Origin of the sequence: Hyunsoonleella jejuensis (assembly GCF_900111025.1) — a bacterium.
GTDB lineage: Bacteria > Bacteroidota > Bacteroidia > Flavobacteriales > Flavobacteriaceae > Jejuia > Jejuia jejuensis.
In genome coordinates this window covers 644,587-660,696 of record NZ_FOFN01000002.1, presented here as the reverse complement: position 1 = coordinate 660,696, position 16,110 = coordinate 644,587, and the positions used below count along the sequence as shown (strand labels likewise).

Sequence of the window (16,110 nt, the reverse complement as noted above, 5' to 3'; positions counted from 1 at the left end):
AGAAATATGAAATTTATTGATCAACTAAAAGAATCGCTTCAAACCGTTTGGTATGAAATTGCTGCTTCTGCTCCAAAAATACTTGGTGCAATTGGTGCTATTATCATTGCACTTTTAGTTATTAAGCTATTAGTGAATATTATAAAAAAGGCATTAAAAATTGTTAAAGCAGATAAATTAGATGATAAGCTAAATCAAATTGAATTATTTGGTGACAAAAAGTTTGAGTTTAGCGTTATTGATATTATTGTAAAGTTTGTGAAATGGTTGCTCTACATTTTATTGATTTTTATAATTACAGATATTTTAGAGTTAACCATGGTTTCTGAGGGGTTAAAAAGCCTACTAGGTTATCTTCCTAAATTATTTACCGCTTTAGCCATATTTATTCTGGGCTTATTGTTTGCAAACTTTGTTAAAAAATCCTTGAAATCGTTTTTTGAAAGTATGGAAATGTCTGGTGCTAAAATTATAAGTCAAATTGTATTTTTAATGCTTTTGGTTTTTGTGTCTGTTACAGCTTTAAACCAAGCAGGTATTGATACCGAAATAATCACCAGCAATATTACACTTATAATCGGTGCGTTATTGCTGGCTTTTTCTATAGCTTTCGGCTTGGGTGCGCGTAATGTTATAGAAAAACTACTAAGTACGTTTTATACTAGGAAGTTATACGAAGTAGGACAAATTATAGAGTTTAACGATATACGTGGTGAGGTAGAAGCTATTAATAGTATATCGGTTACGTTAAAAACGAAAACAGGTAAATTAATAGTGCCTATAAACGATATTGTAGAGAGTCAAGTAAGCGTGCAGGATTAACCTTAAGTTAGGGTTAAAATTTGGTTGGTTACTTTTCTGTAAGCCCAAACGCTCTCTACATGTTATAATCCCTTTTCATTTGTTTGAGAAGGGATTTTTTTGTTTGTTATAAACAAAGATTTGGCGCAAGAATTAATTATCGAAATATAAATCAAGTATAATAGTTTAGGTAAATCACCATCATCTTTACTTATAACACGCGGACAAAATAATAGTCATTTTAGGCATTTGTATCACGAGAAAATGGTTAAAAAAGATTAATGAAGCAGCAACCAACAACCAATAATTATTTCCGTTTATTCCGCTTATTATAATTCTTATCGCCGCGGGTTTTAGGCTTTTTATATTTTTTAGCAATTTCTCTGCGGTAAGAACCTCCTAAATTTTCCTTTTGGTTTTTAGCTTTCTTTTCATGAAATGCTGGTCCGGGAGTGTCCTCATCACGGCGCTTTGTAGGATTGTTGCGCTCTCGTATTTGCAAACGTTCTTCTTCTATTAATTCTGTAGAAACCTCAACGGCTTGAGGAAGTTCTAAAATAGGGATTTTCATTTGCATTAAAACTTCAATGCTTTCAATAGCGTCCTGTTCTTTTTCTGTAGTAAATACCAAAGCCTCCCCTTCGCGTTCTGCTCGACCCGTTCTACCAATACGGTGCATATAGTTTTCAGGATAAGAAGGTGTGTCAAAATTTATCACATGAGAAATATTATCAATATCCAAGCCACGTGCCATTACATCGGTAGCGATTAAAATTCTATTATGGCCTTCACGAAACTGTTCAATACTGCGTAATCTATAATTCTGTGTTTTGTTAGAATGAATGACACAGAGTTCTTCTTTAAAAAACTCGTCTAGCTTTTCAAACAACCGGTCTGCCATTCTTTTAAATGCTACAAAAATTAGCACTTTGTTAAACTGTTCTTCGTTACGCAATAAATACAACAGTAAATTTACCTTGGTGTGAAAATTTGGCACATTATACCGGTGTTGCGAAATATTATCTAATGGTGTTCCAGAAACAGCAATGGAAACACGTTCTGGGTTTTTAAAAAAATCAGAAATTAAAGCATCTACATCTTCAGTCATGGTTGCAGAAAACATAATGTTTTGCCTGCGCTCTGGAAGTATATCAAAAATATTGATCAGTTGATGGCGAAACCCTAAATCTAACATCACGTCTACTTCATCAATCACTAATTTTTGAATTGATTTTAGTTGCAATACCCTGCTAACGGCCAAATCATACAAACGTCCTGGAGTAGCCACAATAATATCTAAACCTTGTGCTACTGCCTGTTTTTGTGTATTAATATTTGTGCCGCCATAAACACCCAACACACGGTTATTAATATATTTGGAAAGTTTTTCAATGTCGCCAACTACCTGTACTACCAACTCTCTAGTGGGCACTAAAACCAAAACACGAGGATTGTCTTGTGTTGAGAATTTCAAATTCCTTAAAATGGGTAACATATAGGCGAAGGTTTTGCCAGTACCAGTTTGTGCAATACCAATAGTATCTCTTCCTGAAGCTACTACGCTAAAGGCTTCCGCTTGTATGGGGGTTGGTGTGGTAAAGCCTAAATCATCTAAGGCATTATATAAAGGTGTGTTTAAATTTAGGTCTTTAAAGGTCAAAACTATGCTGTTTTGCGGCAAAGTTACGCTTATTTTCCTGTTTTAAAGATGTGCGTTGTGTATTTCTATAAGGTAAGTAGCAGTAAAAGTCTTGTTGGGTTCCAAATCCACAATAGCTTCTTTTTGTTCTATAATTTGATTCGTGTCCTCATGATCAGCAACTCCTAACCAAGGTTCTATACATACAAAATTACCATGAGGTTTTGCCCAAATACCTAAATAATTAAAGTCAGGATAAGAAACCGTCACTATTTTGCCATTTTGCTTACTCATCAACGTTACTTTTCGAGATTTTAAATTTTTAAAAATAAGGGCGTCTTCATTAAACAAACTATGCTCTAATGGCAAGCTGTTTGTATTCTTTAAAACAATCTCAGTGTTATCAGAAACTAATCCATTATCAGGATTTAGTTTGTGGGTAAAAGCAGTCTCATTCGTTTCAAACTCTAAACTATAATCATTATAATTTTCATTTTTAAATACGGGACATTTAAAAGCTGGATGCCCTCCAACCGAGAAATATAGGGTGTTAGTATCTATGTTTTTAATACGATGTGAAACTTCAATTGTATTATCAATTAAAGTGAAAGTTAAGTCAAACTCAAATTTAAACGGATACTGTTCTAACAGTTTTTCATTGTATTTGAATGTAAATGTTAAACTATTTTTAGTCTGTTTAGTGAGTTTAATAGCATCACTATTTCTTACTAAACCATGCTTAGGTAGCTTGTAATGCTTGCCGTTATATATAAAACTATTGTTTTTTAATCCGCCAACAATAGGAAATAAATTAGGCGCAAAACTACCCCAAACATCAGGGTTTCCATTCCACATAAATTGGGTGTTGTGTTTTACAGATGAAATCTCACAAAGTTCAGCACCAGTTGGCTGAACCGAAATTTTTAATTTATCGTTTTGAAGGTGATACATGGCTAAACAATTTAACTGTTACAAAAATCATAAAATTTTAAGGATTCTAACTAACTTTGCGGTTTTATTATTTGCTATTGAGAACAATACAAAATCATAACATAGCGCATGTTTCCGAATTTAAAAATCAATTACTGATTTGGGCGCAACAATACGATGATGTGGTTTGGTTAGATTCTAACGACTATACGCAGAAATTCACAAGCTATGATGCGGTTTTAGCTGTTGATGCGTTTACGAGTATTCAAACAGATTTTAATGATGGATTTGAGAAATTAAAGGAATACCAAACCAATACTAATGATTGGATTTTTGGCTATTTAACTTACGATTTAAAAAACGACACTGAAGATTTAAAGTCGCAAAATGTTGATGGTTTAGGCTTCCCGGATTTGTACTTCTTTCAGCCCAAAAAATTGTTTTTTCTTAAGGGAAATCGTCTAGAAGTTCAATATTTAAAATGCGTGGATGATGAGCTAAAAGAAGATTTAGAAAACATTTATAGTTACAAGGAATTAGAACGAGGCAATCTCTGTAGTGATATTAAAATAAAACTTAGAATCCACAAAGACGAATATTTCCAAAAGGTAAACCGTATTTTAGAACATATACATCGTGGGGATATTTACGAAGCTAATTTTTGTCAGGAGTTTTATGCAGAAAACACATGTATACATCCTTTGGAAACCTACCAAAATTTAAACAACATCTCCAATGCGCCTTTTGCGTCTTTTGTTAAGTTTTTTGATAAATATGTATTGTGCGCTTCACCAGAGCGCTACATAAAAAAAGAGAATGAGACCATTATTTCGCAACCCATAAAGGGAACAGCAAAGCGTTCTAATAACCTTAAAGAAGATTTACAACTAAGAAATGCATTGCAAAATGACGAAAAGGAGCGTAGTGAAAATATCATGATAGTTGATTTGGTGCGTAACGATCTATCTAAAACTGCATTAAAAGGTAGTGTAATAGTTGAGGAACTTTGTAAAATTTACACATTCGACCAAGTGCACCAAATGATTTCTACAGTAACTTCAAAAGTAGACAAATCTACACATCCTGTGGATGTTATAAAAAGCACTTTCCCTATGGGAAGTATGACGGGAGCACCAAAAGTTTCCGCTATGAAAATTATTGAGACTTTAGAGGAAACCAAGCGCGGGGTGTATTCTGGTGGTATAGGTTATTTTTCACCAGATGGTAATTTCGATTTTAATGTAGTAATTAGAAGTATTTTGTACAACGCATCGGCAAAGTACATCTCGTATTCGGTTGGCGGTGCGATTACAGCAAAAAGTGACCCTCTGAAGGAATACGAGGAATGTCTGGTAAAGGCTAAAGCAATGCGCGAAGTTTTAGAGAACTAATCTAGATGTTCTTTAAAATCTTCCATCACTAAGTCCAAAATACGTTCTACGCGTTTTACTTCAATATTCTTAATTTTCGCAATATCTTCAAAACTTAATTTTCCAAAAATGAATAAATCTACCACATCAGAAACTCTTAGTGGTAAATAGGTATAGAATTTCCCCAGTAAATATTTATTGCGTTTAGCGGATATATCAGAGATTTCTAGTGCATTTTCAATAGATGCATTCTTGTCGTCATAAACGAACACGTGCTTTTTTTCCTGGTCTTGATGGTACGAGATATCGCTTAACTCGTCATTCATAATAAAATCAAAGTCTTCATCTACGGTAAATTTTTCGTCCAAACCATCCAATTCATCCGTTAAAATGGAGTGTGTGCTCATAGTGTTTTGGTGGAACGCTTCCTTTTTAAAAAGCTCATCCAAATCGGCATCTACAATTTTAAACAGTTCAATTTTAATAATGGCCGCATCGGCATCAACATTGTATCCTTTTTCGTAAAATTTCGCGATACCTTCGTCTATAATATCATGAGATTTATACATGTTCTTCGGGATAATCTTGGTAGACTCCGCGATATACAGGCGATGTTTTACATAAGCTTGCAAATGTTGTGTGGCAGAAATCACCCTTTTATCAAATTCAGATTTGGTAGCTTTATCCGTTAATTTATCTATCGTACACATGGCTCAACAATTTTAATATTACTGTCTTAAAGTTACAAAAAAACTAAAATGGACATATGATTTTTGTCATACAAAAATTGATTTATGATGCTTATATACATTATGGCGCAACCCTAAAGGGTCGAGCTTTCCGCTAATAGTTTTGGCTCGATGCACGCCTCGCCAAAAGCTGCCGCTGCAATCCCTTGCGCACCTATCTGCAAGCTTAGTTTGCAAAAACTAGATTTATGCTGGTTTGCTTTAATTACTTTCAGGTTTAGCGCAGTTGAAACCTAATGAAGCGTACAACCCTAAAAAGTTTGCGTCTTCACTACTATACAAGAATAAAATAAAATTTAATTCGTTTGTTTTACGCAACCTTTACAAAGAAATGCATCTTAATATAAAAGAACTTATGAAAAAACACTTAAAGTTTATTGTATTGGCGCCACTTTTTATGGCTGTTTTATGTGAAGACGCTACAGACGAATGTGGTTTAGAAGACCCTGAAGTTTATGAAATAAATGTAGAAAACATAGTTGAAACCTATGCTGTAGATCAGACTATTTGGCTTAATGCGCAAATATCATCAATGCTTGTGGATTATTGCACTGAAGCTACTACGCCAGAACTCATAACAGATACTCAAGTATTTTTAGATGGATTATTCGTCTTAAAACTTGTTAATCAAACAGAAGTCAACGCAGAAGTATTTACAGATGCAACGATAAGCTACGATATTGGAGAACCCTTCAGTTTTAATGTATGTTCCGAAGCTATTGATTACCTTCCAGAACTCACAAACGATAATCTTTTTTATGAGTATAGATTAGGTATCTCAATTAACACAACGGGTGATTATTGTATTGTTAATGCAAGAAATAATGTGTTTAGCACTGAGAATCAAAACAATGCAGATATATTTGATAGTTACAATACGTTAGAAAATCAAATAAAATTTAAAAGTTGTAACATTACCTTTACCAGAAATGGAACAGACGGACATTATTTTTTTAGAGTTCAATAATGTGTTGTTGTATTTTATGACTTATAAATTATTGCGTACATCTTAATTTCAATAACTTTGATGTGTGCAACAAGATTTCAAAATACATATTGATAAAAAATTCTCTTTCCTAAAAGAAAGTAAAATTCTAATTGCTATTTCTGGAGGTATTGATAGTGTAGTGTTAACCCATTTATGCCATAAATCAGGTTTAAAAATAGCTCTAGCACATTGCAATTTCAATCTAAGAGGAGATGAAAGTGATGCTGATGAAGATTTTGTTGTAGAACTAGCGGAAAACCTAGATTTAGAGGTTTTTGCGCAACGTTTTGATACAAAGCAATATGCTGAGGATAACAAACGTTCCATTCAGATGTCGGCTCGAGAGTTGCGCTATAATTGGTTTAGCGAATTAGCAGAACAATTACAATTCGATTATATTTTAACGGCACACCACGCTGACGATAATTTAGAAACATTTTTAATCAATTTTACTAGAGGAACAGGGCTAGAAGGTTTAACAGGAATTCCTGAAGTAAATGGTAAATTTGTGCGTCCGTTATTACCATTTTCAAGCGAACAAATTGAAGTGTTTGCTAAAGAAAATAACATCAAATGGCGAGACGATAGCAGTAACAAATCGGTTAAATATTTACGAAATAAATTACGGCATGAAGTGGTGCCGATTCTAAAGGAAATCAATCCAAGTTTATTACAAAGTTTTCAATCTACTTTAGAAAATTTAAGAGATACTGCAGATATTGTTGAGGAAAGCACAAATGCTGTTTTAAAGCGTGCAATTACAACTATGAATAACGATCATATTGCTTTTAAAATTTCAGAATTCAAAAAGGTAAATAATCCCAAAGCGTATTTGTTTGAGGTGTTTAAAAGTTTTGGTTTTACAGAGTGGAATGATATGTTGGATTTATTGGATGCAGAAACGGGTAAGCAAGTACTGTCCAACACGCACCGTCTCATTAAAAATCGAGACCATTTACTGCTAAGTACAATTTCCTTTGAAGAAAGCGAAACAATTTCAATTTCAAAAAACGAAACCAAAAAAGAAACACCTTTTGGAGTTTTATTTTTTAACGAAGCAGATACAATTTCTAGGGACAAACCCAATGCAATTTATGTAGATAAAGATAAATTGAAATATCCACTTCAATTAAGGAAACGTCAAGAAGGCGATGTGTTTTATCCCTTGGGAATGCAAGGGAAAAAGAAGTTGAGTAAGTATTTTAAAGATGAAAAGTTTTCCCTTTTGGATAAAGAAAATACTTGGTTATTATGTTCGGGAGAAGACATTGTTTGGGTTATAAATAGAAGAGCTGATGATAGGTTTAAGGTTACTGAAACAACTAAACAAATTATGAAAATAGAATTGAAAGATTAGTGTTACACCGAGTGCAGTCGAGGTGTTTCGTCAACAAGACCATCTAAATATGAAAATCCAAGGTCAAATAGTAGACATACAAAACAAAAGCATTTACAAAGGTGAAATCACTTTTGAAAATGGTAAAATTGTATCGATTGAAGAAAAAAATCATTATGTACAACATTATATTCTTCCTGGATTTATAGATGCCCATATTCATATAGAAAGTTCCATGTTAGTGCCTTCAGAATTTGCTAAAATAGCAGTAAAACATGGTACAGTCGCCACGGTTTCAGATCCGCACGAAATCGCTAATGTTTTGGGTGTGGCAGGTGTAGAGTTTATGATTGAAAATGGTAAACAAGTCCCTTTTAAATTCAATTTTGGAGCACCGTCTTGTGTACCTGCAACTAATTTTGAATCAGCCGGAGCCGTTATAAATTCCGAAGGAATTAAAAAACTATTAGAACATTCCGATATCAAATACCTAGCGGAAATGATGAATTACCCAGGTGTTTTATATGATGATGAAGAAGTTTTAAAGAAAATAGAATGGGCAAGACATTTTAATAAACCTATTGATGGGCATGCACCAGGAGTAAGAGGGGATGATATTTCAAAGTATATAAATACTGGAATTTCAACAGACCACGAGTGTTTTACGTTCGAAGAAGCCTTAGAAAAGCTTCAAAAAGGTATGAAGATTTTGATACGCGAGGGAAGTGCTGCTAAAAACTTTGAAGCATTAATCGACTTGTTACCAAAGCATTTTGAAAAGATGATGTTCTGTAGTGACGATAAACACCCAGACGATTTACTGGTAGGGCATATTAATCAATTATGTGTCAGATCAGTTTCAAAAGGTATAGATGTTTTTAAAGTATTGCATGCGGCTTGTGTAAATCCTGTAAAACATTATAGTCTCGATGTTGGTTTATTGAAAGCCGGCGACTTAGCTGATTTTATTGTGGTTGAAGATTTGGTGAATTTCAAAACACTTCAAACCTACATCAATGGCGAATTAGTTTTTAAGAATGGAAAATCTTTAATTAAACCAGTATCATTTGAAAATTTAAACAATTTTAATTGCGAAAAGAAGGTGGTTTCAGATTTCAAACTCGAATCGTTTTCAAAAAATATAAGAGTCATTGAAGCTTTAGAAGGACAGTTAGTTACTAATGAATTAATTGCAGAAGCTAGAGTTGAAAAGGGCAATCTAGTTTCAAATACCATAAATGACATACTAAAAATAACCGTAGTCAACCGTTATCAAAACCAAAAACCAGCGATTGCGTTTATAAAAAATTTCGGATTGAAAGAGGGCGCAATAGCATCTTCCGTTGGTCACGACTCCCACAATATTATTGCTGTTGGTGTTTCAGATGAGGTTATTTGTAATGCTGTGAATTTAATTATTAAAAACAAAGGCGGTATCTGTGCGGTTTCTAATGCTAACGAAAAAATTGTACCACTACCTGTTGCAGGAATTATGAGCGATAAAGATGGTGAAACTATTGGAAAATCCTATGCGGAATTAGATAAGTTTGCTAAACAATTGGGGAGTAATTTATATGCGCCTTATATGACGCTTTCCTTTATGGCTTTACTTGTTATTCCATCATTAAAATTAAGTGATAAAGGATTGTTTGATGGTGATAATTTTAAATTTATTAATATAGAATGTTAATTATTTTCAAGGTATTAACCTTTTCGTTATTTTTAGAAAAATTAACCTATTAGAGTATCCAAATGATGATTACAAAAAAGTTAATAAGTTATATTATAGTTGCTGTTTTATTTAGTGTTTCGATAGGGAACGCTCAGAAAAGCTCGAAAACTGTCATTAAAGGAAAAGTAATGGATTCTATAGGACGACCGGTTGTAAATGCTTCAGTCTTTATTGATGATAAAAAAATGGATGTTAAAACTGATGATAAAGGCAGTTTTAAATTGAAATTGAAAAAAGCACCATTAAAGTTAATGTTTTTATCATCTGTTTATGGCGTTAAAGAAGTTGCTTATAATGGTGAAAAGGACTTGGAAGTTATTTACGTTAAGGATAGTATGAATATTAATTTGGCATTAAACCAACCTGTCCAAAAAAAGAAGAGAAAAAAGGAAAGAGCTCCGATGATGTTTAACACCGTTTACGACTATTTTAGAGCTAGGGTAAGTGGGGTTCAAGTTAGTGCAGATAATAGAGTTGTTATAAGGGGTATTACCAGTTTTAATAGCTCAACAGATCCATTGTTCATAGTTAATGGTTCACCTGTTAGTAACATCATTGATATAGATCCGAATCAAATAAAATCGGTAACCATCATAAAAGACTCCAAAGCCGCAGAGTACGGCGTTAGGGGTGCAAATGGAGTTATAATAATAAATTTAATGAAATAATGTATTGGTTAAACTAATATCAATTAGATAATGCCAGTACTAGAGTCAACCTACAAACCACCATTTTATCTCAAAAACGGGTATGTCACCACCGTTTATTCAGGACTATTTAGAAGTATTAGTTTAATACAGGAACGAGAACGCATCACATTAAACGACGGTGATTTTTTAGATTTAGACTGGAGTTTTTCCAAAGTAAAATCTAATAAACTCATTATTCTTTTACATGGACTGGAAGGTCACGGGCAACGACCTTATGTAACCGGTGCAGCTAAATTATTCAACGAAAATGGTATAGATGCTGTTTGCGTAAATTTTAGAGGCTGTAGTGGAGAAGACAATAGGTTTTATTACAGTTATCATTCCGGAGCGACGGGAGATTTAATTGAGGTCATTCAGCATGCCATTTCAAATAAAAACTATTCAGAGATATATTTGAAGGGAATAAGTCTTGGTGCTAATATTATTTTGAAATATTTAGGTGAAAGCAATAGCGTGCCAAAAGAAGTAAAAGCTGGTATAGCTGTATCTGTGCCATGTAATTTATCAGGTGCGGCCAAAGAACTACACGCTATTAAAAATAAGCTGTACCATGATCGGTTTTTAAAACCTTTAGTGAAAAGACTTCAAAAGAAGCAAGAACGTTTTCCAGATGAGATAAAGATTGAGGAGATAACCTCGATTAAAACACTACATGATTTTGATAATGTATACACATCTAAAGCACATGGGTTTAAAGATGCTGAAGATTATTATAAAAAATGTTCTAGCCTACAATTTCTTGATAACATTGAAGTTCCTACGCTAATCATAAATGCATTAAACGATTCGTTTTTATCCCCTGAATGTTACCCTGTGAAAAATGCCAAAGACAATACAAATGTGTTTTTAGAAATGCCTAATTATGGCGGACATTCTGGTTTTATTGATAGAAATAATGTGTACTATAATGAAAGGCGTGCATTTGAGTTTATTCAACAATTTAACTAGCGTTTTAGGCTCTCAGGAAATCCTTCAATAGCAATGTCCCATAATTCTGGAAGTACAAAATATATGAATAGTTTAAGAGTACAATAGAGATAATATTCATCACAATTCCTTTACTTATGATATGTGCAATTCTTAAGTAGCCTTAACCAAAAACGACAGCATTACGTGGAGTTGCTACAGGGAGCATAAAAGCACAATAGGCAATAATGCAGCTGCTGCGTAATAGCTTCAGTGATCCACCAAATAGCAATCCAAACGGTTGAAGCCAAAATACCATTGGCATCATCAGATAGTCCTTCAGGATTAAAGAATAATCTAATGATTATAAATAAAATAGGACCAAATATTTGGCCAATACGTTTTGAATTTATCATCTGTATTTTAAAACATTCAACCATTAAAAATAGGTTTATTTTTTTAGTAGGAACAAATAAAAGGTAGATGCATTAGATGTAAACAGAATAAAATAAGAATAACTTAAGGTGATTTTTAAAAATTAAAGCAATGTTAAAACAGATTTTTAGAGATTTATTGAAAATTATTTTTTCTATATTGAATAAAAATTTAATACTATGCCAACGTTCAACTTAAAAATTAATAACAAGAAACACATTGTTGAGGCTGATGCCGACACACCATTGCTTTGGGTTTTGCGAGATCATATTGGGCTTGTAGGCACTAAATTTGGTTGTGGTATTGGGCAATGCGGCGCATGTACTATTCATTTAGATGGTAGTGCTACAAGAAGCTGTTTGCTTCAAGTATCTCAAGTTGAAGATATGGAGATTACAACCATTGAAGGGCTTTCTGAACATAACGATCACCCTGTACAAAAGGCTTGGAAGGAAATTGATGTCCCGCAATGTGGTTATTGTCAAGCAGGACAAATTATGACGGCTTCTGCATTTCTTGATGAAAATCCAAATCCTTCAAGAGATGAAATTAGAAACGCCATGAACGGTAATATTTGCAGATGTGCGTCTTACAATAGTATCGAGGAAGCTGTAAAATTAGCATCAGAAAAAATAAGTTAATCCAATCATAACGAAGAAAATGAAACATACATTTAGTAGAAGGTCATTCTTAAAAACATCGGCATTAGCAAGTGGCGGTATGTTAATTGGGTTTAACCTGTTTAATGCCTGCAAATCAGATGTAGAGCTACCTGTAGATTTAAGTCAGCTTAATTATAAGGATTTCAACGCATACATTAAAATATCACCGGAAGGAAAAGTGACGATATACTCTGTTAACCCAGAAATTGGACAAGGGGTGAAAACATCTATGCCAATGATAATTGCTGAAGAGTTAGATGTTCCTTGGGAAGACGTTTACGTGGTTCAGGCACCTTTAGATACTGAAAATTTTAGTGGTCAAGTTGCTGGTGGTAGTCAATCTATTCGAAGAAGTTGGCAGCCCTTACGTGAAACAGGGGCTACTGCAAAACAAATGCTGGTAAATGCAGCTGCTGCACGCTGGGGCGTAGATGCCAGTACCTGTACTGCTAGCGCAGGTGTTATTACCAATTCCAACGGAGAAACACTTGGGTACGGCGATGTTGTTGAATCTGCAGCTAATTTAGAAGTTCCAGAAGAAATTACTTTAAAAGATCCAAAGGATTTTAAAATTATAGGTAAAGGAAAACGTAATGTTGATATCGATAAGATTACCACAGGAAAACCTTTATTTGGTTTAGATTATAAAGAAGAAGGCATGGTGTATGCTTCAGTTTTAAGACCTCCAGCTTTTGGGCAGGTTTTAGACTCTTATGATGCTACAAAAGCCAAAGCACTTCCTGGGGTTATAGATGTAATCACAATTGGCGAAAAAGCGCGAATGTTATTAAATGAAGGAAAACCAAATTGGAGTGTAAAATTAAGTACAACAGATAAAGTAGTGGTTATTGGAAATACAACGTGGGATGTTATAAAAGGAAAAAAAGCCATTACTGCCAATTGGAAAACAGATTCTGAATTAGAGAGTTCTGAAGATCATGATGTAAAATTACTAAGTTTATTAGAGGGTGAAACTTTTAAAACACGACGTAAAGACGGTAATGTGAAAAAGGCCTTTGCTGATGCCGATAAAGTTTTAGAACGTGTTTATGAATCTACATTTTTACCACATAATACTTTGGAGCCAATGAATTTCTTTGCCAATGTTACTGCTGATAAAGTGCATTTGGTTGGGCCAACCCAAACACCTGAAGCTGCCGCAAATGCTGTAGCAAGTATGTTAGGGCGACCTGTAGAAGATGTTCATGTAGATCTTACTAGAATGGGCGGTGGTTTTGGCAGACGACTTTACAATGACTATGTTTTAGAAGTAGCAGAAATTTCCGATGCTATAAAGAAACCAGTTAAGATGGTCTCTACCAGAGAAGATGATATGACTACTGGTGTGTATCGTCCTGCTAGTAAATATAAAATCGCGGCTTCTATAAAAGATGGAAAACTTACTGGATACCATCTTAAAGAAGCGTGCGTTAATAGTAATATGTATGGATTAATTCCTAACTTTTTCCCTGCTGGAGCTATTGAAAATTACCAAGTGGATAGTGCCCAATTAAAAAGTAATATTACTGTGGGTGCTTGGAGAGCGCCATATACCAATTTTTTAGCGAGTGCAGAACAAAGTTTTTTTGATGAGTTAGCAGAAGAGTTGGGTGTAGACCGAGTGCAACTACATATGGATTTGTTAGATAATGTAAAAAAGAATCCTGATGCAAAAATAGAGTACAGCCCAGAGCGATTGCAGGGTGTTTTAAAAATGGTGGTAGACAAATCCAACTGGGGTAAAACTGCAGATGGTGTTTATCAAGGCTTATCAGTTTACTATTGTCACAATACGCATGTAGCTGAGGTTGCAGATGTCACTATGGAAAATGGTATTCCAGTAGTAAAAAAAGTGACCTGTGCTATAGATTGTGGTATTGTAGTAAATCCGTTAGGTGCTATGAATCAAGCTAAGGGTGGTGTTTTAGATGGTATTGGTCACGCTTTGTATGCCGATTTTGGTTTTAAAAACGGTGTACCAACTGCCAATAACTTTAATTCCTATCAATTAATCAGAATAGGACAAACTCCTAAGGTAGACGTGCATTTTGTTGAAAGCGATATTGCGCCAACAGGATTAGGTGAGCCAACGCTGCCACCTGTAGGTGCTGCGGTTGCAAATGCGATTTACAAGGCCACAGGTAAGCGTTTAACGAAATTCCCCTATATGAATAATATGAATTCAAAATCCAGCATAGTAGGGTAACATTCACGATGACGCACGAATTTAAGAATATCATAGAAGAAGCTGTAAATGCTAAAAACAGAGGCTTAAAATCTGTTTTAGCCTCGGTAGTGGATTTAGATGGTTCTTCATATCGAAGACCTGGAGTACGTATGTTGATTATGGAAGACAACACAATGATAGGCGCCGTAAGCGGTGGCTGTGTAGAAAAAGAAGTGTTGTTACAGGCGCAGTCTGTTTTTAAAACGGGACAATCTAAAATGATGACTTATGATGGTAGATACCGTTTAGGATGTGAAGGTGTACTTTATATTTTATTAGAGCAAGTTAGTTTAGAGCCAACTTTTGAATCTTCTTTTTTTAAATGTTTGAATGACAGAAAACCATTTGATCTCATTTCGTATTATGAAAAGAAAGAAGGTGTTTTTGAAGGTGCAGGTTCTGAATTAAAAATAGGAAAGGATAAATTTAATATTTCTGAAAGATATTCAAAAAAAGAAGACAGCTTGGTTTTTCGTCAAGCGATGCCACCATGTTATAAGTTGATGATTATTGGCGCAGAACATGATGCCGTACAATTATGTCAATACGCTGCGATAACTGGTTGGGAAGTAGCAATTGTTGCAGGAGTTTCAGAATCAAAGTCGATAGATAACTTTCCTGGAGCAAAAACCTTAATCCCAACTACGCCTGAAAATTTAGATGTTTCATCTATTGATGATCAGACAGCTATCGTTTTAATGACGCATAATTTTGCTTATGATTTACGTCATTTAGTGGCCTTAAAAAACACAAACCCCAGTTATATTGGGCTTCTTGGACCAACGAAACGACGAGAAGATTTACTCTCTCAATTTATAGAATACTGCCCGGAAGTTTCAGATGGATTTTTGGATGTTATTCATGGTCCTGCAGGTTTGAATATTGGTTCAGAGACCCCACAGGAAATTGCTATTTCCATTATTTCAGAGATTTTATCTTTCACCAGAAAACGTAACCCCATATCACTCAGTAAAAAATTGGGAAGTATTCATTCGAAACGTTAGCCTTTGTCTAAATATTCAAATATCACCATAGCCATTTTAGCCGCAGGTGCATCGACTAGAATAGGAAGTTCTAAGCAGCTTTTAAAATGGGAGGACAAAACGTTACTTCAGCATGCAATTCACACAGCAAAACAAACTACAGTAAACAAAGTTATTGTAGTTTTAGGTGCCAACGCTGAGGTTATAGCTTCAGGAATTAAGGATTCATCTGTTTCAACTCTTATTAATAATGAATGGCAGCAGGGTTTAGGTAAATCTATTGCTTGTGTTTCTAATTTTATAATGAATTCAGAAGATAAAAGTGATGGTCTTTTGGTTCTGCTTGCAGATCAACCTTTTGTTACCACGGAACATTTAGATAAAATGATACTTCAGTTTGTTAAACATGAAAACGGTATTATAGCTACAGCCTACAACCCAAAACAAAAAGGGGTGCCTGTTCTATTTGATAAGTCATATTTTAAGGAATTATCTGAAATCACAGGTGATGACGGCGCAAAATCAGTACTAAAAAAGTATAGTGGGCAATTAGAGACAATTATACCAAATTTTGAAAATTATGATATAGATACAATGTCAGATTACAACCGTTTAAAAAAAACATGAGTATTGCATTTTTAA

General features: G+C 34.2%; 15 protein-coding genes. 11 read left to right on the top strand and 4 right to left on the bottom strand.

Features of this window, described 5'->3' with window-relative positions; all coding sequences use genetic code 11:
• Positions 1 to 6 precede the first annotated feature (6 nt).
• On the top strand, positions 7 to 822 hold the full coding sequence (locus BMY39_RS09665; RefSeq protein ID WP_092578993.1) for a mechanosensitive ion channel family protein: 816 nt from the start codon (positions 7 to 9) through the stop codon (positions 820 to 822).
• Between the two features lie 286 nt (positions 823 to 1,108).
• On the opposite strand, the gene BMY39_RS09660 is transcribed toward BMY39_RS09665, so the two are convergent.
• The gene (locus tag BMY39_RS09660) at positions 1,109 to 2,461 is read right to left on the bottom strand and encodes a DEAD/DEAH box helicase (RefSeq protein WP_092578991.1); all 1,353 of its coding nucleotides are present in this window, start codon (positions 2,459 to 2,461) and stop codon (positions 1,109 to 1,111) included.
• Positions 2,462 to 2,503: 42 nt separating this feature from the next.
• On the bottom strand, positions 2,504 to 3,391 hold the full coding sequence (locus BMY39_RS09655; protein WP_092578989.1) for an aldose 1-epimerase family protein: 888 nt from the start codon (positions 3,389 to 3,391) through the stop codon (positions 2,504 to 2,506).
• A gap of 77 nt (positions 3,392 to 3,468) precedes the next feature.
• Here BMY39_RS09655 and BMY39_RS09650 point away from each other — a divergent pair, with 77 nt between their 5' ends.
• Complete coding sequence (locus BMY39_RS09650) at positions 3,469 to 4,761, top strand: anthranilate synthase component I family protein (RefSeq protein WP_092578987.1); 1,293 nt, start codon at positions 3,469 to 3,471, stop codon at positions 4,759 to 4,761.
• Here the strand turns inward: BMY39_RS09650 and BMY39_RS09645 are convergent.
• Complete coding sequence (locus BMY39_RS09645; protein ID WP_092578985.1) at positions 4,758 to 5,450, bottom strand: hypothetical protein; 693 nt, start codon at positions 5,448 to 5,450, stop codon at positions 4,758 to 4,760. The genes BMY39_RS09650 and BMY39_RS09645 overlap by 4 nt on opposite strands.
• Before the next feature lie 394 nt (positions 5,451 to 5,844).
• Between BMY39_RS09645 and BMY39_RS09640 the strand changes: the two genes are divergently transcribed.
• The 5 genes from BMY39_RS09640 (at position 5,845) to BMY39_RS09620 (ending at position 11,203) form a co-directional block, all read left to right on the top strand.
• Positions 5,845 to 6,456, top strand: coding sequence for a hypothetical protein (locus BMY39_RS09640; RefSeq protein ID WP_143064764.1), 612 nt, complete (start codon positions 5,845 to 5,847; stop codon positions 6,454 to 6,456).
• Positions 6,457 to 6,520: 64 nt separating this feature from the next.
• The gene (gene tilS / locus BMY39_RS09635; RefSeq protein ID WP_092578981.1) at positions 6,521 to 7,834 is read left to right on the top strand and encodes a tRNA lysidine(34) synthetase TilS; all 1,314 of its coding nucleotides are present in this window, start codon (positions 6,521 to 6,523) and stop codon (positions 7,832 to 7,834) included.
• Positions 7,835 to 7,883: 49 nt separating this feature from the next.
• The gene (gene ade, locus BMY39_RS09630; protein WP_092578979.1) at positions 7,884 to 9,503 is read left to right on the top strand and encodes an adenine deaminase; all 1,620 of its coding nucleotides are present in this window, start codon (positions 7,884 to 7,886) and stop codon (positions 9,501 to 9,503) included.
• A gap of 62 nt (positions 9,504 to 9,565) precedes the next feature.
• Positions 9,566 to 10,213 carry a TonB-dependent receptor plug domain-containing protein gene (locus tag BMY39_RS09625; protein WP_092578977.1) on the top strand — a complete coding sequence of 216 codons (648 nt, stop codon included), beginning with the start codon at positions 9,566 to 9,568 and terminating at the stop codon, positions 10,211 to 10,213.
• A gap of 30 nt (positions 10,214 to 10,243) precedes the next feature.
• Positions 10,244 to 11,203, top strand: a complete 960-nt coding sequence (locus tag BMY39_RS09620; RefSeq protein ID WP_092578975.1) for a YheT family hydrolase — start codon at positions 10,244 to 10,246, stop codon at positions 11,201 to 11,203.
• 161 nt (positions 11,204 to 11,364) lie between these two features.
• On the opposite strand, the gene BMY39_RS09615 is transcribed toward BMY39_RS09620, so the two are convergent.
• Complete coding sequence (locus BMY39_RS09615; protein WP_143064763.1) at positions 11,365 to 11,577, bottom strand: hypothetical protein; 213 nt, start codon at positions 11,575 to 11,577, stop codon at positions 11,365 to 11,367.
• A gap of 198 nt (positions 11,578 to 11,775) precedes the next feature.
• On the opposite strand from BMY39_RS09615, the gene BMY39_RS09610 reads away from it, so the two are divergent.
• Genes BMY39_RS09610 through BMY39_RS09595 form a run of 4 tightly spaced genes read left to right on the top strand, consistent with a single transcriptional unit; the run spans position 11,776 to position 16,095 of the window.
• Positions 11,776 to 12,237 carry a (2Fe-2S)-binding protein gene (locus tag BMY39_RS09610; RefSeq protein ID WP_092578971.1) on the top strand — a complete coding sequence of 154 codons (462 nt, stop codon included), beginning with the start codon at positions 11,776 to 11,778 and terminating at the stop codon, positions 12,235 to 12,237.
• A gap of 19 nt (positions 12,238 to 12,256) precedes the next feature.
• Complete coding sequence (locus BMY39_RS09605; protein WP_092578969.1) at positions 12,257 to 14,464, top strand: xanthine dehydrogenase family protein molybdopterin-binding subunit; 2,208 nt, start codon at positions 12,257 to 12,259, stop codon at positions 14,462 to 14,464.
• Between the two features lie 8 nt (positions 14,465 to 14,472).
• Positions 14,473 to 15,489 (top strand): XdhC family protein, encoded by a 1,017-nt coding sequence (locus BMY39_RS09600; RefSeq protein WP_092578967.1) that lies wholly within the window; start codon positions 14,473 to 14,475, stop codon positions 15,487 to 15,489.
• Positions 15,490 to 15,492: 3 nt separating this feature from the next.
• On the top strand, positions 15,493 to 16,095 hold the full coding sequence (locus BMY39_RS09595; protein ID WP_092578966.1) for a nucleotidyltransferase family protein: 603 nt from the start codon (positions 15,493 to 15,495) through the stop codon (positions 16,093 to 16,095).
• Positions 16,096 to 16,110: the final 15 nt, after the last annotated feature.

Bases quoted from the DNA above. Each gene is read 5' to 3' on its own strand.
- BMY39_RS09655 (WP_092578989.1), bottom strand. From the start codon at position 3,391: ATGTATCACCTTCAAAACGATAAATTAAAAATTTCGGTTCAGCCAACT.
- BMY39_RS09665 (WP_092578993.1), top strand. From the start codon at position 7: ATGAAATTTATTGATCAACTAAAAGAATCGCTTCAAACCGTTTGGTAT.
- BMY39_RS09620 (WP_092578975.1), top strand. From the start codon at position 10,244: ATGCCAGTACTAGAGTCAACCTACAAACCACCATTTTATCTCAAAAAC.
- BMY39_RS09615 (WP_143064763.1), bottom strand. From the start codon at position 11,577: ATGATAAATTCAAAACGTATTGGCCAAATATTTGGTCCTATTTTATTT.
- BMY39_RS09600 (WP_092578967.1), top strand. From the start codon at position 14,473: ATGACGCACGAATTTAAGAATATCATAGAAGAAGCTGTAAATGCTAAA.
- BMY39_RS09610 (WP_092578971.1), top strand. From the start codon at position 11,776: ATGCCAACGTTCAACTTAAAAATTAATAACAAGAAACACATTGTTGAG.
- BMY39_RS09605 (WP_092578969.1), top strand. From the start codon at position 12,257: ATGAAACATACATTTAGTAGAAGGTCATTCTTAAAAACATCGGCATTA.
- ade (WP_092578979.1), top strand. From the start codon at position 7,884: ATGAAAATCCAAGGTCAAATAGTAGACATACAAAACAAAAGCATTTAC.
- BMY39_RS09640 (WP_143064764.1), top strand. From the start codon at position 5,845: ATGAAAAAACACTTAAAGTTTATTGTATTGGCGCCACTTTTTATGGCT.
- BMY39_RS09625 (WP_092578977.1), top strand. From the start codon at position 9,566: ATGATGATTACAAAAAAGTTAATAAGTTATATTATAGTTGCTGTTTTA.
- BMY39_RS09645 (WP_092578985.1), bottom strand. From the start codon at position 5,450: ATGTGTACGATAGATAAATTAACGGATAAAGCTACCAAATCTGAATTT.